The organism is Nonomuraea sp. NPDC050383 (assembly GCF_044459125.1).
In the GTDB taxonomy this organism is placed as follows: Bacteria; Actinomycetota; Actinomycetes; order Streptosporangiales; family Streptosporangiaceae; genus Nonomuraea.
In genome coordinates, this window is the sequence record NZ_JBITIP010000004.1 from 59,506 (window position 1) to 79,305 (window position 19,800).

15 protein-coding genes are annotated in these 19,800 nt (G+C 69.5%); 12 read left to right on the forward strand and 3 right to left on the reverse strand.

Annotated features, from left to right (window positions below; genetic code table 11):
- Positions 1-18: 18 nt before the first annotated feature.
- Positions 19-1,350, reverse strand: a complete 1,332-nt coding sequence (locus ACIBG4_RS11735) for a PHB depolymerase family esterase (RefSeq protein ID WP_397201775.1) — start codon at positions 1,348-1,350, stop codon at positions 19-21.
- 460 nt (positions 1,351-1,810) lie between these two features.
- Here ACIBG4_RS11735 and ACIBG4_RS11740 point away from each other — a divergent pair, with 460 nt between their 5' ends.
- The 7 genes from ACIBG4_RS11740 (at position 1,811) to ACIBG4_RS11770 (ending at position 13,947) form a co-directional block, all read left to right on the forward strand.
- Entirely contained in the window at positions 1,811-3,271 is a 1,461-nt protein-coding gene (locus ACIBG4_RS11740; RefSeq protein WP_397201776.1) for an endo-1,4-beta-xylanase, read from the forward strand.
- Between the two features lie 433 nt (positions 3,272-3,704).
- Positions 3,705-6,431: a beta-L-arabinofuranosidase domain-containing protein gene (locus ACIBG4_RS11745; RefSeq protein ID WP_397201777.1), complete on the forward strand. Its 2,727-nt coding sequence runs from the start codon at positions 3,705-3,707 to the stop codon at positions 6,429-6,431.
- The gene (locus ACIBG4_RS11750; RefSeq protein ID WP_397201778.1) at positions 6,428-8,452 is read left to right on the forward strand and encodes a family 43 glycosylhydrolase; all 2,025 of its coding nucleotides are present in this window, start codon (positions 6,428-6,430) and stop codon (positions 8,450-8,452) included. The genes ACIBG4_RS11745 and ACIBG4_RS11750 overlap by 4 nt, the downstream gene beginning before the upstream one ends.
- A gap of 29 nt (positions 8,453-8,481) precedes the next feature.
- Positions 8,482-9,930 carry a non-reducing end alpha-L-arabinofuranosidase family hydrolase gene (locus ACIBG4_RS11755; RefSeq protein ID WP_397201779.1) on the forward strand — a complete coding sequence of 483 codons (1,449 nt, stop codon included), beginning with the start codon at positions 8,482-8,484 and terminating at the stop codon, positions 9,928-9,930.
- Between the two features lie 108 nt (positions 9,931-10,038).
- Positions 10,039-11,061, forward strand: a complete 1,023-nt coding sequence (locus ACIBG4_RS11760) for a LacI family DNA-binding transcriptional regulator (RefSeq protein WP_397201780.1) — start codon at positions 10,039-10,041, stop codon at positions 11,059-11,061.
- 164 nt (positions 11,062-11,225) lie between these two features.
- Positions 11,226-13,184 (forward strand): endo-1,3-alpha-glucanase family glycosylhydrolase, encoded by a 1,959-nt coding sequence (locus ACIBG4_RS11765; RefSeq protein WP_397201781.1) that lies wholly within the window; start codon positions 11,226-11,228, stop codon positions 13,182-13,184.
- A gap of 334 nt (positions 13,185-13,518) precedes the next feature.
- Complete coding sequence (locus tag ACIBG4_RS11770) at positions 13,519-13,947, forward strand: pyridoxal-dependent decarboxylase (protein WP_397202127.1); 429 nt, start codon at positions 13,519-13,521, stop codon at positions 13,945-13,947.
- Between the two features lie 31 nt (positions 13,948-13,978).
- Here the strand turns inward: ACIBG4_RS11770 and ACIBG4_RS11775 are convergent, their stop codons facing one another.
- Positions 13,979-14,437, reverse strand: a complete 459-nt coding sequence (locus ACIBG4_RS11775) for a nuclear transport factor 2 family protein (protein WP_397201782.1) — start codon at positions 14,435-14,437, stop codon at positions 13,979-13,981.
- Positions 14,438-14,582: 145 nt separating this feature from the next.
- On the opposite strand from ACIBG4_RS11775, the gene ACIBG4_RS11780 reads away from it, so the two are divergent.
- A complete protein-coding gene (locus ACIBG4_RS11780) occupies positions 14,583-15,182 on the forward strand; it encodes a TetR/AcrR family transcriptional regulator (protein ID WP_397201783.1) in 600 nt (199 codons plus the stop codon).
- 99 nt (positions 15,183-15,281) lie between these two features.
- Here ACIBG4_RS11780 and ACIBG4_RS11785 read toward each other — a convergent pair whose 3' ends face one another.
- Complete coding sequence (locus ACIBG4_RS11785) at positions 15,282-15,629, reverse strand: helix-turn-helix domain-containing protein (protein WP_397201784.1); 348 nt, start codon at positions 15,627-15,629, stop codon at positions 15,282-15,284.
- Positions 15,630-15,718: 89 nt separating this feature from the next.
- Between ACIBG4_RS11785 and ACIBG4_RS11790 the strand changes: the two genes are divergently transcribed.
- Genes ACIBG4_RS11790 through ACIBG4_RS11805 form a run of 4 tightly spaced genes read left to right on the forward strand, consistent with a single transcriptional unit; the run spans position 15,719 to position 19,718 of the window.
- The gene (locus ACIBG4_RS11790) at positions 15,719-16,366 is read left to right on the forward strand and encodes a TetR/AcrR family transcriptional regulator (RefSeq protein ID WP_397201785.1); all 648 of its coding nucleotides are present in this window, start codon (positions 15,719-15,721) and stop codon (positions 16,364-16,366) included.
- Positions 16,359-17,279, forward strand: a complete 921-nt coding sequence (locus tag ACIBG4_RS11795; RefSeq protein WP_397201786.1) for an ATP-binding cassette domain-containing protein — start codon at positions 16,359-16,361, stop codon at positions 17,277-17,279. Before ACIBG4_RS11790 ends, ACIBG4_RS11795 begins: the two co-directional genes overlap by 8 nt.
- Positions 17,276-18,871, forward strand: coding sequence for an ABC transporter permease (locus ACIBG4_RS11800; RefSeq protein ID WP_397201787.1), 1,596 nt, complete (start codon positions 17,276-17,278; stop codon positions 18,869-18,871). Before ACIBG4_RS11795 ends, ACIBG4_RS11800 begins: the two co-directional genes overlap by 4 nt.
- A 25-nt stretch (positions 18,872-18,896) precedes the next feature.
- Positions 18,897-19,718, forward strand: a complete 822-nt coding sequence (locus tag ACIBG4_RS11805; RefSeq protein ID WP_397201788.1) for a class I SAM-dependent methyltransferase — start codon at positions 18,897-18,899, stop codon at positions 19,716-19,718.
- Positions 19,719-19,800: the final 82 nt, after the last annotated feature.

The following is a 19,800-nucleotide window of genomic DNA, read 5'->3' on the forward strand; positions in this document are numbered from 1 at the left end:
GGAAGCGACGTCACCGGCTCAGGAGCGGGTCCAGCGCTGGTTGGCGCCGCCGTGGCAGGAGTAGAGCTGGAGCCGGGTGCCGTTGGCGGTGCCCTGGCCCACGGCGTCCAGGCACAGCCCCGACTGCGCCCCGGTGATGCTGCCGTCGGCGTTCAGGCGCCATTTCTGGTTGGCGCCGCCGTGGCAGGAGTAGATCTGGACGCCGGCGCCGTTGCCGGTGCCGGCCGCGTCGAGGCATTTGCTGCCGTAGACCCTGAGCTCATCGGCCGAGGTGGCGGCCCACTGCTGGTTGGCACGCCCGTTGCAGTCCCACAACTGCACCGCGGTGCCGTCGGCGGTGGCGGCGCCGGGCACGTCGAGGCAGCGCCCCGAGCCGACTCCCTTGATCTGCCCGGCGGCCGGTGGGGTCGGTGTCGTGGTGGACGAGCCGCCGTCCAGGCCGAAGAAGCGGACGGCGTAGGCGGCCATCCCGGGGTGGGGCAGGTCGTGGCCGGCGCCGCTGATGGTGTACGCCTCGACCTGCCCGGACCCGAAGACCCGACGGGTCCAGCCGGATTGCGGGCTGTCGGTGGAGGCGGGGGTCTGGCTCAGTCCGTGCACGTTGGTCCACTGGTCGACCTCTTCCTGCAACATCGTGTACGGCAGGACGGAGTCGGCGGTGCCGTGCCAGGCCATGACGCGCGGCCGGGGTCCGGTGTAGCCGGGGTAGGCGTTCCTGGCCAGGTCACCCCACTGCTGCGGCGTCTTGTCGCCGCAGCCCGCGGGGCCCAGGCAACCGTAGGGGACCCCCGAGAACGGCGCGCCGGCCCTGAACACGTCCGGATACGTGGCGAGCAGGTTGAGGGTCTCCATCGCGCCGGAGGAGAACCCGGTGGCGAACACCCGTTGCGGGTCGCCGTCGTAGCGTTGCAGCACGTAGTCGGTCATGGAGACGATCGACACCGGGTCGCTGCCGCCGCCGTGGCGCAGGGCCTCGTTCGACCAGACGTCGAAGCAGTTCGACATGCCGTTGGCGCTCTTGTTCGCCTGCGGATAGATGACGATGAAGCCGTACCGGTCGGCCAGCGAGGCGAACTCCGTGCCCTGGTGGAAGCCGGGAGCCCATCCGTTGCAGCCATGCATGGCCACGAGGACCCCTGGCCGGGGCGCCACCCTGTCGGGGACGTAGAGGTACATCCGCAGACCGCCGGGATTGGCGCCGAAGCTCGTCACTTCGGTCAGGACCGCCGCCGACGCTCCCGGCACAGCCGTGAGGAACACGGACAGAGCGGTGGCCACCGCCGTGATCACAGCCGCCAGGGCGGCTCCGATGCCCGCGTACCTTCTCGTACGCGGTTCGCCTCGCCTCATTGTTCCGCCTCTCCGCTGTTAGCGTTAACAATCCGCTGACCAGTCGAACTGCCTCAGGCCGGTGGAAGTGGTGGCAGGTCGGAGCAAATATGAGTCAGAAAGGTACTGTCAAGAGCGCCTTAGCTTGCTGCGGGCCGGAGGGGCGCCGACCGAGCGCGTTCACCTCGGATTATTCGATCTGGACGTGACGACGCAGCGAGAGCGTCGCCATGAAACTTTCACATGGCCCCAGCTACCAGGCCCGATCGAAACATTTCAAGGCCACCGCCAGTACGGCAGACACAGGCGGGCCGGGCATCTCCGAAAGTTTTCATGGCATTCTTGACAACTTTCGGCGAGATTCACACACTGAGTGCCCGAAGGTGAGCTCCCCTGCCGGCTCCGGCGCCGGTGGAGCGCGCACCACCGGGGGTGTGCCCCGCACGATCCCTCCCCACGATTCGCCGATGGAGGCTCAAGCATGCGTGTCAACGCCATGTCCCCACCGACCACCAGGCGGCCGCTCGGCGCGCGCCGCCGGGCGCTGATCACCGGCGCGCTCGGCGCACTCGGCCTGATCACGGCACTGGCGACGGCGGTTCCGGCCGATGCCGCGGCGAGCACGCTCGGCGCGGCCGCCGCGCAGAGCGGCCGCTACTTCGGCACCGCCATCGCCTCGGGCAAGCTCGGCGACTCCGCCTACACGACGATCGCCAATCGCGAGTTCAACATGGTGACGGCCGAGAACGAGATGAAGATCGACGCCACCGAGCCCAACCGGGGGCAGTTCAACTTCACCAGCGGGGACCGGGTCTACAACTGGGCCGTGCAGAACGGCAAGCGGGTGCGGGGGCACACCCTGGCCTGGCACTCCCAGCAGCCGGGCTGGATGCAGTCGCTGTCGGGCAGCTCGCTGCGCCAGGCGATGATCGACCACATCAACGGCGTCATGGGCCACTACAAGGGCAAGATCTACGCCTGGGACGTGGTGAACGAGGCCTACGCCGACAGCGGCGGCGGCCGCCGCGACTCCAACCTCCAGCGCACCGGCAACGACTGGATCGAGGTGGCCTTCCGCACCGCGCGCGCCGCCGACCCGGCCGCCAAGCTGTGCTACAACGACTACAACATCGACAACTGGACCTGGGCCAAGACGCAGGGCGTCTACAACATGGTCAGGGACTTCAAGTCCCGAGGCGTGCCGATCGACTGCGTCGGCCTGCAGTCGCACTTCAACGGCAACAGCCCCTACAACAGCAACTACCGCACGACCATCCAGAGCTTCGCCGCGCTGGGGGTCGACGTGCAGATCACCGAGCTGGACATCCAGGGCGGCTCGGCCACCACGTACGCCAACGTCGTCAACGACTGCCTCGCGGTGTCGCGTTGTGCCGGCATCACGACATGGGGTGTCCGCGACAGCGACTCCTGGCTGGGCGCCAACGCCGCCCCGCTGCTCTTCGACGGCAACGGCAACAAGAAGGCCGCCTACACCGCGGTGCTCAACGCGCTCAACGGCGGCAGCACGACGCCGCCGCCCGGCGGGGGCGATGCGGGGCAGATCAAGGGCGTGACCTCCGGCCGCTGCGTGGACGTGCCCAACGCCGGCACCACCGACGGCACCGCGGTGCAACTGTGGGACTGCAACGGTCAGAGCAACCAGCAGTGGACGCAGACCTCGGCAGGTGAGCTGAAGGTGTACGGCAACAAGTGCCTGGACGCCGGAGGCACGGGCAACGGCGCCCGGATCCAGATCTACTCCTGCTGGGGCGGCGACAACCAGAAATGGCGCGTCAACTCCGACGGCACGATCGTCGGGGTGCAGTCCGGGCTGTGCCTCGACGCCGTCGGCAGCGGCACCGGCAACGGCACGGGGCTGCAGCTGTACAGCTGCTGGGGCGGCAGCAACCAGAAGTGGACCTACAACGCGGGCACCGCGTGAGCTGCACCTGCTGATCCGGTGCGCCCCTCCCCCGGCCCGGCGAAAAGGCCGGGGGAGGGCGAGCCGTGCCCGGCCGTGCGACAGCAACTTAACCATCACTCTGTCGCAATTTACGGTCTTGCCAGTCGGTAACTTATGTGAAACTTTCACATGCACGAGCGGTGCGGCGCGATCTCCTAGGACGGAAAACTCCAGGAGGAATGGCGTTCCGACGGCGACACCCAGGCCGGCGCGGGGCGCCTTTCGTTGACGGCGAGCCGGACCCTCGGATGTACTCCGCGACAACACGCTCCACGGAGGAGGTCAAGACAGCTCCACAGGATGTGATGTTAACGCTAACAATGCACGGAGAGCGGCCTCTCCCAGGGCCTGACCTGCTGAACACGTGACCAGCCGCGGCCGGTCACCGCCCCCCACCCCCAAGGAGCTCCGCATGTCCTTGAGCCGTCGTCAGCTCTTCCAAGCCACCGGCGCGGCCGCCGCGCTCTCGGTCGTCGGCCGGACAGCCGGCGCATCCCCCGCCCTGGCCGCACTCCCCTGGGCCAGACCCGACATCGGCGTCTCGGCCTACGAGTTCGACCTCGGCCAGGTCCGGCTGACCTCCGGCCGCCTGCTGGACAACCAGAACCGCACCCTCACCTACCTGCGCTTCGTCGATGTCGACCGGCTGTTGTACGTCTTCCGGGCCAACCACCGGCTGTCCACCGAAGGCGCGGCGGCCGACGGCGGCTGGGACGCGCCCACCTTCCCGTTCCGGTCGCACGCGCAGGGCCATTTCCTGACGGCGTGGGCGCAGGCCTACGCCGTGCTCGGCGACACCACCTGCCGGGAGAAGGCCGACCACATGGTCGCCGAGCTGGCCAGATGCCAGGCCAACAACGGCGCCGCCGGATTCACCACCGGCTACCTGTCCGGCTTCCCCGAGTCGGACATCACCGCCCTGGAGAACCGCACCCTGACCAACGGCAACGTGCCGTACTACTGCATCCACAAGACCCTGGCCGGACTGCTGGACGTCTGGCGGTTGACCGGCAACACCCAGGCCAGGACCGTGCTGCTGGCTCTGGCGGGGTGGGTGGACACCCGCACGTCGCGACTCGGCTCCAGCCAGATGCAGGCCATGCTCGGCACCGAGTTCGGCGGCATGAACGCCGTGCTGACGGACCTGTACCAGATGACCGGCGACTCCCGCTGGCTGACCACGGCCCAGCGGTTCGACCACGCGGCCGTGTTCAACCCGCTGGCCGCGAACCAGGACCAGCTCAACGGGTTGCACGCCAACACCCAGGTGCCCAAGTGGATCGGGGCGGCCCGCGAGTACAAGGCGACGGGCACCACCCGCTACCGCGACATCGCGGCCAACGCCTGGTCCATCACCGTCGGCGCGCACACGTACGCGAACGGCTCCAACAGTCAGGCCGAGCACTTCCGCGCCCCCGGCGCGATCGCCTCCTACCTGACCAGGGACACCGGCGAGGCGTGCAACACCTACAACATGCTCAAGCTGACCCGGGAACTGTGGACGCTGTCACCGACCCGGGCCGACTACTTCGACTACTACGAGAACGCCCTGCTCAACCATCTGGTCGGGCAGCAGCACCCCACCGACGCGCATGGGCACGTCACCTACTTCACCCCGCTCAACCCCGGCGGACGCAGGGGCGTGGGCCCGGCCTGGGGCGGCGGCACCTGGAGCACGGACTACAACTCGTTCTGGTGCTGCCAGGGCACCGGGATCGAGACCAACACCAAGCTGATGGACTCCATCTACTTCCACAACGGCACGACCCTGTTCGTGAACCTGTTCGTGCCCTCCACGCTCGACTGGAGCCGGCGCGGCATCACGGTCACCCAGACGACCTCCTACCCCGTCGGCGACACCACCTCGCTGCGGGTCACCGGCAACGCGAGCGGATCGTGGACGATGCGCATCCGCATCCCCGCCTGGACCCAGGGCGCGACGATCAGCGTCAACGGGGTCGAGCAGGACATCGCCACCGCGCCGGGCTCCTACGCCGAGCTCACCAGGTCGTGGACCTCGGACGACACCGTGACCGTACGGCTGCCCATGCGGGTGGTCATGAAGGCCGCCAACGACAACCCCGACGTACAAGCCGTCACCTACGGCCCGGTCGTGTTGTCGGGCAACTACGGCGATACCAGCCTGTCGTCGGCCCCCGCCCTGACCCCGTCCTCGATCACCCGGACCAGCACCTCCTCCCTGGCCTTCACGGCCACGGCCAACGGAGCGTCGGTGCGGCTGGGGCCGTTCTACGACGCGCACGACCACAACTACGTCGTCTACTGGAACACCGGTGGCCAGGGCGGCGCAGGCACGGCGAGCTTCCGGCTGGTCAACGCGGCCACCGGGCTGGTCCTCGGCATCCAGAACATGTCCACCGCCGACGGCGGCCTGGCCCTCCAGTGGACCGACAACGGCACCGACGACCACGACTGGGTCCCGGTCGTCGACGGCGGTGCCCTGCGGCTCCGCAACGTGCACAGCGGCAAGGTGCTCGGCGTCGAGAACATGTCGACCGCCGACAACGCCCGGGTGCTCCAGTGGGGCGACACCGGCACCGCCGACCACCGCTGGACGATCACCGACGCCGGCGACGGCTCCGTCAAGATCCGCAACGTCAACAGCTCCAAGCTGCTGGCCGTCCAGAACGGCTCGACCGCCGAGGGCGCCCAGGTGGTCCAGGACTCCGACAACGGCAGCCCGGACAACCAGTGGCGGTTCATGCCGAACGGCGCGCGGCGTATCCAGAACGTGGGCTCCGGCATGGTGCTCGGCGTCACCGACATGTCGACGGCCGACGGCGCGCTCGTCGTGCAGTGGGGCGACACCGGCACCGCCGACCACCTGTGGACGGCGATCGCCGACACCGGCGGCTACCTGCGGCTGCGCAACGCCAACAGCCAGAAGGTGCTGGGCGTGACGAACATGGGCACCGCTGCCGGGTCGCGTGTCGTGCAGTGGGCCGACAACGGCACCGCCGACCATCGCTGGCGGCTCCGCTACGGGTCAGGCGCCGCCTTCCGCATCCAGTGCGCCAACGGCGGCCGGGTCCTCGGCCTCGCCGGCACGTCGCAGGGGGCGCAGGTCGTCCTCGCCGACGACAACGGCGCGAACGACAACCTCTGGAGGTTCCTGTGAGGCGCGTGCTCGCGGCGCTGTCGGCCCTGCTCCTGGTAGGCGTGTTACTCACGGCCCAGGAGGCGTCGGCCGCGACGGTCGACACCAACACGTGGTACGTGCTGGTCAACCGCAACAGCGGCAAGGCCCTGGACGTCTACAACCTGTCCACCGCCGACGGTGGCCGCATCACCCAGTGGACCCGTAACGACGGCAACCAGCAGCAGTGGCAGTTCGTCGACTCCGGCGGCGGCTACTACCGGCTCAAGTCCCGCCACTCCGGCAAGGTGCTGGACGTCTACAACTTCTCCACCGCCAACGGCGGCGCGATCGTGCAGTGGGCCGACGGCAACGGCACCAACCAGCAGTGGAAACTCACCGACTCCGACAGCGGCTACGTGAGATTCATCAACCGCAACAGCAACAAGGCCCTCGAAGTACAGGGCGCCTCCACCGCCGACGGCGCCAACATCGTCCAGTACGACGACTGGGGCGGCGCCAACCAGCAATGGCAGCTCGTCCCCATCGGCGGCACCACGAATCCGGGCGGCACCTACGCCAACCCGGTCGTCTGGCAGGACTTCGCCGACGGCGACATCATCCGGGTCGGCGACGCCTACTACTACTCGGCCTCGACGATGCACTACTCGCCGGGCGCGCCGATCCTGCGCTCCTACAACCTGGTCGACTGGGAGTACGCCGGGCATTCGGTCCCGAGGCTCGACTTCAACTCCAGCGCCTACGACCTCAACGGCGGCCGGGCGTACGTGAAGGGGATCTGGGCCTCGGCCCTGAACTACCGGCCCAGCAACAGCACCTACTACTGGATCGGCTGCGTCGAGTTCAACCGGACCTACGTCTACACCGCCTCCGCCGTCGACGGCACGTGGACCAAACGCTCGCAGATCAACAACTGCTACTACGACGCCGGCTTGCTGGTCGACACCGACGACACCATGTACGTCGCCTACGGCAACAGCACCATCAGCGTCGCCCAGCTCTCGGCCGACGGGCTCAGCCAGGTACGCGCCCAGCAGGTGTTCCAGACCCCGAGCAGCGTCGGCACCCTGGAGGGCTCCCGCTTCTACAAGCGCGGCGGCTACTACTACATCTGGCTGACCCGCCCCGCCAACGGCCAGTACGTGCTGCGCTCCACCTCGCCGTGGGGGCCGTACGAGATGCGCCAGGTCCTGCTCGACATGCCCGGCCCCGTCTCCGGCGGCGGGGTCCCGCACCAGGGCGGACTCGTCCAGACCCAGAACGGCGACTGGTACTACATGTCGTTCGTCGACGCCTACCCCGGCGGCCGTGTCCCGGCGCTCGCGCCGATCACCTGGACCGGCGACTGGCCGACCGTGCAGACCGTCAACGGCGGCTGGGGCGTCAACTACCCGCGCCCGAACATCCAGACCAGCCGGACCGTCGCGTCCATGATCGGCCCGGACACCTTCACCTCGGGCACGCTGGGCCCCCGCTGGGAGTGGAACCACAACCCTGACACCAGCCGCTTCTCCACCGGCAACGGCCTGCGCCTGCAGACCGCGACCGTCACCGGCGACCTCTACAACGCCCGCAACACCCTGACCCACCGCATCCAGGGCCCGTCCTCGACGGCGACGATCGAGCTCGACTACTCGCAGATGGCCAACGGCGACCGCGCCGGGCTGGCGATGCTGCGCGACCAGTCGGCCTGGATCGGCGTCAAACGCGACAACGGCGTCAACCGGGTCGTGATGACCAACGGCCTGACCATGAACACCTCGTGGCAGACCACCGGCACCGGCACCGAGGCGGCGAGCGCGAACATCTCGGGCGGCCGGCTCTGGTTGCGGGTCAGCGCCGACATCCGGCCGGGTTCCGGCAGGCAGGCCCGCTTCTCCTACAGCACCGACGGCAGCACGTTCGTGAGCCTCGGCCCGGCCTTCACGTTGAACAACGCCTGGCAGTTCTTCATGGGCTACCGCTACGGAATCTTCAACTACGCCACCCAGTCCCTCGGCGGCGCGGTGACCGTACGCCGCTTCGACCTCACGACCCCGTGACGACCCGACCCTACGAATCGGAGCACATCGTGAAACCCAGATTGCCGGCCGTCCTCGTGACGGTGGCCACCTTACTGGTGAGCCTGTTCGTCGCCGTCCAGTCCGCCCACGCGGCCACCATCGATACCAACGCCTGGTACGTGCTCGTCAACCGCAACAGCGGCAAGGCCCTGGACGTCTACAACCTGTCCACCGCCGACGGCGGCCGCATCACCCAGTGGACCCGTAACGACGGCAACCAGCAGCAGTGGCAGTTCGTCGACTCCGGCGGCGGCTACTACCGGCTCAAGTCCCGCCACTCCGGCAAGGTGCTCGACGTCTACAACTTCTCCACCGCCAACGGCGGCGCGATCGTGCAGTGGGCCGACGGCAACGGCACCAACCAGCAGTGGAAACTCTCCGACTCCGACAGCGGCTACGTGAGATTCATCAACCGCAACAGCAACAAGGCCCTCGAAGTACAGGGCGCCTCCACCGCCGACGGCGCCAACATCGTCCAGTACGACGACTGGGGCGGCGCCAACCAGCAATGGCAGCTCGTCCCCGTCGGCGGCGGCGGCAACCCCGGCACGTGCGCCCTTCCGTCGACGTACCGCTGGACCTCGACGGGCTCGCTGGCGAACCCGAAGTCGGGGTGGGTCTCGCTCAAGGACTTCACCGTCGCCCCCTACAACGGCCGGCATCTCGTCTACGCCACGACGCACGACACGGGGACGAAGTGGGGCTCGATGAACTTCAGCCCCTTCACCAACTGGTCCGACATGGCCTCGGCCGGACAGAACACGATGTCGTCCGCCGCTGTCGCACCGACGCTGTTCTACTTCGCCCCGAAGAACATCTGGGTGCTCGCCTACCAGTGGGGTGGGACCGCCTTCTCCTACCGGACCTCCAGCGACCCCACCAACCCCAACGGCTGGTCGGCGCAGCAGACGCTCTTCTCCGGCAGCATCTCCGGCTCCGGTACGGGCCCCATCGACCAGACGGTCATCGGTGACGGCACGAACATGTACCTGTTCTTCGCCGGCGACAACGGCAAGATCTACCGCGCCAGCATGCCGATCGGGAACTTCCCCGGCAGTTTCGGCACGACGTCGACGGTGGTCATGAGCGACACGACGAACAACCTGTTCGAAGCCGTTCAGGTCTACAAGCTCCAGGGCCAGAACCAGTACCTCATGCTCGTCGAGGCGATCGGCTCCCAGGGCCGCTACTTCCGCTCGTTCACGGCCACCAGCCTGAACGGTTCGTGGACACCGCAGGCCGCCACCGAGGGCAACCCCTTCGCCGGCAAGGCCAACAGCGGCGCCACCTGGACCAACGACATCAGCCACGGCGAGCTGATCCGCACCAGCGCCGATCAGACCATGACCGTTGACCCCTGCAACCTGCAGTTGCTCTACCAGGGCCGCAGCCCCAGCTCCGGCGGCGACTACGGCCTCCTGCCCTACCGGCCGGGCCTGCTGACACTGCAGCACTGAGGGCGTTGACAGGCGGCCCCGGCGGGCCCGGGCCGCCTGTCGAACGGCGCTCGATCCCGGCAGGACGGGACCGCCCGTCTTCCCGCGCCCCGTGACTAGACTGCCGCCATGACCACGGAGTCGTCCGCTCTCACCATCGCCCAGCTCGCCGAGCTGGCCGGTGTCTCCACCGCGACGGTCTCCAAGGTCGTGAACGGCCGTTCCGAAGTGTCGTCCGAAACCCGCGCCGCCATCGAAGAGCTCATCCGCCGGCACGGCTACCGGCGCCAACGCCGCCGCTCCACGCCGACGGCCCTGGTGGAGCTGGTCTTCCACGCGCTGGAGGGCGACTATCCCGTCGAGATCACCAAAGGAGTGGCGGAGGTCGCGCGTGAGCACGGCCTCATGGTCGGGATATCGGACCTGGGCCATGACCGCACCGCCGGGGACGCCTGGCTGGAGGACGTGCTGCGGCGCCGCCCGAGCGGCGTGATCGCGGTGTTCTCGGGCCTGACCGAGGCCCAGCACGAACAGCTCGCCTGCCGCGAGATCCCGCTGGTTCTGCTGGATCCGGCCGACGTTCCCGCGAGGAACATCCCGTCGGTCGGCGCCGGCAACTGGAACGGCGGGCTCACGGCCACCCGCCACCTCCTGGAGCTCGGGCACCGCCGCATCGCCATCATCACCGGGCCCGACTCCGCGCTGTCCAGCCGGGCCCGCCTCGACGGCTACCGCACCGCTCTCGACATGGCCGGGGTGCCCGTCGACCCGGAGCTGATCGGCCGGGGAGACTTCTACATCGAGGGCGGTCTGGCCGAGGCCCACCGCCTGCTGCGCCTGCCCCACCGGCCAACCGCGATCTTCGCCACGAACGACGGCCAGGCCATCGGCGTCTACCACGCGGCCCACCAGCTCGGCCTGCGCATTCCGGACGATCTCAGTGTGATCGGCTTCGACGACATGCCGTCGGTGAGATGGGCCATCCCACCGCTGACCACCATCCGCCAGCCCTTCACCGAGATGGCCGCCGCGGCCACCTCGATGCTGCTGAGATTGGCCCATGGCGAGCCGCCGCCACAGAGCCGCGTCGAGCTGGCCACCGAACTCGTCGTACGCGAAAGCACCGCGCCTCCCCCACCTCCGGCCGCCTGAGCCGAAACAGCGAGAAGAGACGTCGCGGTGGCGCGTTATGGAAAGATCACCGATCACAGCGGCGTGCCAGGCCGCGCCTGAGAACGACGCAGAACGTCTTTCCCCGTCCTGGGTCGCACTCACGCGCCAGGAGCATGGCCATACCCGAAGACAGAGGAGTTTCTTTGTTCCACCGATATCGGTCCTTACTCGTGGCGGTGGCGGCCCTCACCACGCTGGGGTCCGTCACCGTCACCGCCTCCCAGGCGTCGGCCGCAACGCCGGTCAGCGTGACCTTCGCCGCCGCGGAGGACGTGTTCGTCAGCCAGGCCGAGCCGGCCAAGAGCTTCGCCACCGCGACGTGGCTGAGCGTCTGCGGCTCCGGCTGCGGCGGCGCCGGCGCGGGACAGCGCCTGGCCCTGACCCGCTTCAAGGTCACCGGGATCCCGGAGGACGCCGAGGACGTCAAGGTCACCCTGGACGTCGTCTCGGCCCGGACGACCGACACCACCATCTCCGCCCATCAGGTGACCGGTACGTGGTCGGAGGCGACGACCACGTGGAGCAACCGGCCGGCGGTCGACGGGACGGCGATCGGCTCGAAGACCGGCTTCACGACCGGTTCGACGACCCGGCTGGACGTCTCCTCCGCCGTCAAGGGCGACGGCACCTACGCGTTCGCCCTCACCGGAACGTCCGACACGACCACGGTGCTGATGTCCTCGCGCGAGAGCGGGAACCGCGGCCCGAAGCTGACCGTCACCTACACCGAGGGAACCGGCGGCCAGGAGCAGACCGACGGGCCCCTGCCCTTCACCCTGGCCGGCACGGCGGCGCTGCGGGCGTCGGGCAAGAAGGTGTTCGCGCACTACTTCACCCCGTACCCGGTCTCGCTGGACAACCAGGCGCCCACCGGCGACTACTACGCCAGGAACTACCTGAAGCCGGAGGGTGAGAGCGGCAAGCATGCCGCCTACGGCGGGCTGCTGCGCGACCGGCCGATCGGCCGCGCGCCGCTCAGCGGCGACTACGCGCTGGCCGACTTCAAGACCGAGGTCAAGCAGGCCATCGCCGCCGGTCTGGACGGCTTCACCGTCGACATCCTGTCGGTGACCAGCGCGCACTGGACGCGGGTGCAGAACCTCATCAAGGCCGCCGAAGCGGTCGACCCCGGCTTCAAGATCGTGCTCATGCCGGACACCAACGGGCTGGCCTCGGTCGACAGCGCCACCCTTGCCTCCTCGATCGCCAAGCTGGCCGCCTCCAAGTCGGTCTACCGGCTGGCCGACAACCGCCTGGTCGTGGCGCCGTTCAAGGCCGAAGGCCGCACCGCGGCCTGGTGGGCCGACTGGATGAAGACGATGGAGACGAAGCATGGCATCAAGGTCGCCCTGGTGCCGACGTTCCTGGACTTCAACAAGAACCGCGCGGCCTTCGCCTCCATCAGCTACGGCTTCTCCAACTGGGGCAACCGCAACCCGGCGGGCAACGCTTCGCTGACCGCCAACATCACCACCGCGCACGACATGGACAAGATCTGGATGCAGCCGGTGTCGGTCCAGGACGAGCGGCCCAACCAGGGCATCTTCGACGAGGCCGGCAACACCGAGAACCTGCGCGCCTCCTGGAAGGGCGCGATCGACGGCAAGGCGGACTGGGTCCAGCTCACCACCTGGAACGACTACTCCGAGAACACCCAGTTCGCCCCCTCCGCCAATGCCGGGTGGACCTATCTGGACATCAACGCCTACTACCTGACCTGCTACAAGCTCGGCTGCCCGAAGATCACCAACGATGTGGCCTACCTCACCCACCGGATCCAGCCGGTCGCGGCCACGCCGACGTACGCGCAGACCAAGCTGATGAAGCTGCGCGGCGGCAGCACGGCGGCCCGTGACACGGTCGAGGTGCTCAGCATGCTCACCGCGGCCGGCAAGGTGTCGGTCACGATCGGCGGCACGACGCAGACCTACGACGCCCCCGCCGGAGTGTCGGCCAAGACGTTCCCGCTCAAGGCGGGCACCGCCTCGGCCACCGTGACCAGGAACGCCGCCACGACGGCGAAGGTCGTCTCGCCCTACCCGATCACCACCACACCGTACGTGCAGGACCTGCACTACCGCGCGGCCTCCAGCGACCGCTGATCGAAACGCCGGGTCCCTGAGCCCCAGGGACCCGGCTTCGCCCGGAGCCTGTATCGAAGTCCGCCGTGGGGTGACTCCATCCCCTGCGGGGCGAAGAGCATGGTGTAAGAACGTCCAATATTCACTCGGCGCGGCTTTCCTACCGTGGTGGCATGACCTCCCGGAATGAACGCCTGCCTTTGGACCTTCCGCCCGGCACATCCGAAGCTCTCGGCAGGCAGGCCCTCGATTTCGTCGTCCGGCAGCTCGGCGAGCTGCCGGACGCGCCGGCCAGCGACTACCGGGCCCCCGCCCGTCTGTCGGCGCGGCTACGCCGCCCGCCCGCCGGCAGGGCCTGTGGTTCCACGTGGACGCGGCCTACGGCGGCGGCTTCCAGCTCACCGAACGTGGCCACGCCAGACTACGCGGGATCGAGCAGGCCGACTCGATCACCTTCGACCCGCACAAAAGCCTGTTCCTGCCGTATGGAACAGGCGTGCTGCTCGTGCGTGACCCGGCCGTGCTGCGCGCCGCACACGCCGGCGACGGCCACTACTTGCAAGACCTCCACCCGTGGGAAGGACTGCCCGACCACGGCCACCTCGGCGTCGAGCTCACCAGGGAGTTTCGCGGCCTGCGGGATGACATCAACGCCACCCGGCGCGTCTACCTGTCCAGTACTTCCATCGGGGGTGACTTCTACCTGCGCCTCCGCGTACTGAGTTTCCGCACCCACGCCGATCGCGTCCACGAGGCGCTGCACATCATCCGATCCGCCTGCTGAGCGGTGGCGCGATGCGGGGTTCGCCGGGCGGTCATGCTCCGGGTTCGCCGAGCCTCTGGGCGCCGGCCTCGTGGTGGCCCGCCTCCACCAGACGACGACTGGCCCGTTGCCACGTCAGGGTGTCCTCCAGGATCAGGTCCTCCACCACCTTGCCCCACCGCATGGTGAGGAACTGGGCGAACTGGTTCTGGTAGGGCTCGCCGAGGACGGTACTGCGAATGATCACATGTGCGGCCAAGCGCTGGTTCCACGGGGGGCCACCGACGACGAGGCGTCGGACCTCGAAGCGTGGATGGGGAAGCAACCGTCCGAACCGCTCGAACCAGCGTCGCAGGTCGGCGCGAGTGGAGAGACGGGCACCGAGCGCCGTGTCACTGATGAAGATCAGCTCGCAGTCGGCCCGGAAATTCGCCAGAAGGGTGTCGATGTCGCCTTTCTCGACCGCGGCCAGCCCGCGCCGGTAGACCGCCGCCGCGATGCGGCCGATCATCTGACGTTCCGCTGCCGTGTTGCGAAGGTGCTCATCATCGGGGTCCTCCGTTAGATTGACAGTGTCAATCTAACGGAGTTGGACAGTGTCAATCAAGCATGATTCGCAAGCTGGTAATCGTCCGGCGCGCGCTCGCAACGTCGGCGTGCACTTCGACGGAGACCTCCGCCACGCCTTGATCCAGGCCGCCGTCACCGCTCTCGACGAGGTCGGCGCCGACCACCTCAGCCTGCGCGACGTCGCACGCCGCATCGGGGTGTCGCACACCGCACCGGCCCACCATTTCACCGACAAGGCCGGGCTGCTGACCGCCGTCGCCGTCGAGGGGTTCCATCTGTTCGCCGAGCATCTGGGCGACGCGCTCGCGGCCACGCGCGACGGGCAGCCGCTCGACCAGCTTCCCGCCCTCGCCCGCGCCTATGCCGAGTTCGCCGAGCGGCATCCCGGCCGGTTCGAGGTGATGTTCCGCCCTGCGCTCATCCGTCCCGATGACCCTGACTATCAGCGCGCCGGCGATGCGGCCTTCGCGGCCCTGCGCGAGCACATCGGCCTGTGCCAGCGCCAGGGGTGGCGACCTGACGTCCCCACCGCGACCCTGGCCGCCGCCACCTGGGCGTTCAGCCACGGCATCGCCACCTTGCGCATGCACGGCTCTCTGGCCGGGCACCATCTAGACTCGTCCCTCGACGGCGTGGAGCTCCTGGTCTCCACCATGCTGGGGCGATCAGGGCAGGGTCCTGCGTGATCCTGCGACGTCTTCGCCATGCTGAGCCGTAGGCCGCGGCGGGCATGATCGCCGGGCGGGATCGCGCCCATCGGCTCCAGAACCGGCTGCGCGCGTGCCTCAGCCGGGTCGTCCACGAGCGGTGGAGCGGACGCCTCTCTGGTACGCCCGGGGTGTCGCTCCGACGATCCGCCGGAAGTGCCGCGCCAGGTGCGACTGGTCGCAGAAACCGGTCGCGACCGCCGTCTGGGCGGGCGGCATTCCGCCTTCGAGCAGCTTGCGGGCCTGCCGCACTCGTAACTGGACGACGTAGGCGTGCGGCGGCAGCCCGTAGGCGCGACGGAACGAGTGGAGCAGCGCGAACGGCGTGATGCCCGCCGCCGCGGCCGGCTCCTGCAGATCCGGCGGGTCTGTCCAGGACGCGTGCAGCATCTCGCGCGCCCTGGCTCTCGACGACGCCGATCGCACGCAGCTTCCTGCGCCATCTCCTACACATTTGTGTAGTACCTTGTCCATATGAATAGTCAGATACATGGTCGTGTAGGGAGCTGGGAGTCGTGACGACGCCTCTTCCCGACCCGGAAGACCTCACCGCGCGGGCCCGCATCCGTGACGCGGCTGCCTGGCATTTCGGTGAGTCCGGGTTCGAAGGCGCCACCATCAGGGGCATCGCCGAGACCGCCGGCGTCTCCTCGGGCCTGCTGCGCCACCACTTCGGCTCGAAGCAAGCCCTGCGGGAAGCGTGCGACGAGCACCTGGTCAAGCTCATCCGCAGGCTCGACGACAGCGCCCGGGCCGACCCGGTGCCCGGCATGAACCCGCTGGCCGCCGCCCGCCTCGCGATGGGCCCGTACCAGCGCTACCTCACCCGGGCGCTGACCGAGGGGTGGGCCGCGCCGGTGTTCGACCAGATGGTCGAGGTGGGCGAGACCTGGCTCACCGAAGCCGACAGCAAGCGCCCCGACCAGCCCTACGCCGACCGGCGGGTGCGGGCGGCACTGATCGTCGCCATGGCACTCGCGGTACCGGTCCTGCACCAGCACCTGTCACGCGTCCTGGGCATCGACGCGCTCGGCGCCGAAGGCGACGCGACACTCGCCAGAGCCCTGCTCGACATCTACTCCCACCCCATGCTCAGCCCGGACGAGGCCGCCACCCACCTCGACCTCCTGAACGCGACCGTCAAGGAGTACGACCATGACTGACGCCATCGCCGTGGCCGACCTGGTCAAGAGCTTCGGGTCCACCCGGGCCCTGGACGGGCTCGACCTGACCGTGCGCACGGGCGAGGTGCACGGCTTCCTCGGCCCCAACGGCGCGGGCAAGAGCACCACCATCCGCATCCTGCTGGGACTCATGCGGGCCGATGCCGGCACAGTCCGACTGCTCGGCGGCGATCCGTGGGCCGAGGCGACCACGATGCACCGCCGGCTCGCCTACGTCCCCGGCGACGTGACGTTGTGGCCCAACCTGTCCGGCGGCGAGGTGATCGACCTGCTGGGCCGGTTACGCGGCGGCTTCGACCGGGCCCGCGCCGATGAGCTGCTGGAGCGCTTCGACCTCGATCCCCGCAAGAAGGGCCGCGCCTACTCCAAGGGCAACCGGCAGAAGGTCGCCCTGGTCGCCGCGCTGGCCTCCGACGCGGAGCTGCTCATCCTCGACGAGCCCACCTCCGGCCTGGACCCGCTCATGGAGGAGGTGTTCCGGCAGGCGGTCGGCGAGGAGAAGCAGCGCGGGCGGACGGTGCTGTTGTCCAGCCACATCCTGTCGGAGGTGGAAGCCCTGTGCGACCGGGTCACCATCGTCAGGGACGGCCGTGCGGTGGAGACCGGCACCCTGGCCGGACTACGTCACCTGACCCGCACCGTCATCACCGCCGAGCTGGCCGGCCCCGCCGACGAGCTGGCCGGACTGCCCGGAGTGCATGATCTGCGCGTCGAAGGCGAGCGGGTGCGCTTCGCCGTCGACACCGCCGCCCTGAACTCCGCTCTGAGCCGGCTCACCGCGATCGGCGTGCGCGGTCTCACCAGCCGGCCCCCCACGCTGGAGGAGCTGTTCCTGCGGCACTACGAACGCACCGGCGCGGGGCAGGGACGGCACGCGGAGGCGGCCAGATGAGCGCCCTGACCGGCATGGGAATGATGATCCGCCTCGCCTTGCGGCGCGACCGCGTCGTGCTGCCGCTGTGGACCCTCCTGCCCGCCCTGTTCCCGGTCGCGTTCGTCACCGCGTTCACCACCGGCTACCCCACGGCGCAGGCCCGGCAGGAGTACGCCGAGACGAGCGTCCACAACGTCGCCTTCACCGTCGTCTACGGCGCCCTGCACGGCTCCAGCCTCGGCGAGCTGGTCACCTGGCGCGCCGGCTTCATCCCCATCGTGGTGGGACTGTCCGCCCTGCTGACGGTCATCCGGCACACCCGCACCGAGGAGGAGCAGGGCCGGCGCGAGCTGCTCGGCGCGACCGCGCTGGCGCGCCACGCCGGCCTGGCCGCCGCGCTGATCATCGTCGCGTGCGGCAGCGCGGTGCTCGGCCTGCTGTCCGCGCTGCTGCTGATCGGCCAGGGCCTGCCCGCCGCCGGCGCCCTGGCCTACGGCTGCCGGCTGTTGATCGCCGGATGCGTCTTCGCCGCGGTGGGAGCTGTCGCCGCCCAGCTGACCACCAGCGCGGGCGCCGCCCGCGCTCTGGGCATCGTCGCCCTGGCCGGCGCGTTCCTGCTGCGCGGCATCGGTGACGGCGGCGGTTCTGAGTGGCCGGCCTGGCTGTCGCCGTTCGGCTGGGCCGGGCGGCTCCAGCCGTTCGGCGGTGAACGCTGGTGGGTGCTGGCCCTGCCCGCCGTCGCGTCCGCCGCGCTCGTCGTCCTGGCCGTGGTCCTGTCGCAACGGCGCGACCTCGGCGGCGGTCTCCTGCCCGAGCGGCGAGGTCCCGCCGGTGCGGCGTCCGGACTCCGCAGCCCTCTGGCTCTGGCCTGGCGGTTGCACCGCGGCTCGCTGGCCGGGCGGATCGGCGGCCTGGCGCTGGTCGGGCTGGCGCTGGGCGGCATCACCGAGAGCCTGGGCGAGCTGATGAACAACAGCACCCCGGCCGCCCGCGAGGCGCTGGCCCGGCTGGGCGGTCCCGGCACCGTCGTCGACCAGTTCCTGGTGGGCATGATGACGCTGCTCGGCGTGGTCTGCGCCGGCTTCGCCATCCAGACCGTGCTGCGGCTGCGCGCCGAGGAGAGCGGCGGACGGGCCGAACCGGTGCTGGCCACCCCCGTCGACCGGTCCCGCTGGGCGGGCAGCCATCTGGTCCTGGCACTGGCCGGCCCGGCCGCCGGGCTGGTCGTCTTCGGAGCGGCCCTCGGTCTCGCCCATGGTCTCGGCACCGGCGACCTGTCCGGTCAGCTGCCCCGGGTGCTGGGCGCCGCCCTCATCCAGCTGCCCGCGGTATGGGTGTTCACCGGTCTGGCCTTCGCCCTGTTCGGGCTGCTGCCCCGCTGGGCGGCCACCGCCTTCGCCATCCTCGTGGCCAGCCTGCTGTGCGGCTGGGCCGCCGAAGAACTGCGGCTCAGCCCCTGGGTGACCGACCTGTCGGTGTTCGCCCACCTGCCGCGCCTGCCCGGCGCCGACGTCACGCCGCTGCCGCTGATCGTGCTCACAGCGCTGGCACTGGCCCTCGCCGCCGCGGGCTGGGCGGGCCTGCGCCGTCGCGACATACCGATCAGCTGATCCCCATGATGGAGGAGACCCACCCATGGACAAGATCCCGGCTCGTCTCACCGGCGTCCGCGCCACCGCGCTGCTGGAGCAGTACCTGCGCGCCCTCGACAGCGACGCCCGGCACCCCATCCTCGCCGACCCGTGGGCGCCCAAGGCCGTACGGCGGCTGGACCACGACTTCACCTCGTTCCGATCGGCCGCCATGGGACGGTTCGCGGTCGCCCTGCGCAGCCGGGTCATGGATCTCTGGATCACCAGATACCTGGCGCGGCATCCGGACGCCACCGTCGTGGACCTCGGGAGCGGTCTGGACAACCGGTCCTTCCGCGTCGACCCGCCGCACGGTCACCTCTGGTTCGACCTGGACTTCCCGGACGTCATCGACCTCGCCCGCCGGCTCTACCCCGAACGCCCCGGCCGTACCGGCATCGGCGCCTCCGTCCTCGACCCGGACTGGCTGAAGCAGATCCCCGGCGACAGGCCCGTGGTGGTCGTCGCCGACGGCCTGTTCGGCTTCCTCGCCGAGGAGGAGGTCCGGGAGGTCTTCCGGCGGATCGTGGACCACTTCCCCACCGGCGAGATCGTCTTCAACAACATCTCCACCAGAACCCGGGACCGGCACGCGAAGCAGCCGCCCGCGCTCTTCGAAAGGCTCGGCATCGAGGAGAAATGGGCGCTGCACGACGCGCGGGCGGCCGAGAGGCTGGACGAGCGGCTGCTCCTGGTGGAGAAGCTGGACCAGACCGACATGCCGCTACTCGCGCTGAGCCCGCCGCACTACCGGCTGCTGTGCTCGTTGATCACCATGGTGCCGGCCTGGAGGGAGAGCGGCTGGATCCTGCGCCATCGCTTCTGACGCGCACCGCGCGCGGAGCCGCCGATGCGCCCGGCAAACGGTGGCACGGCGAGGGCGCCTTGGGACACGACGATGCCGGGAG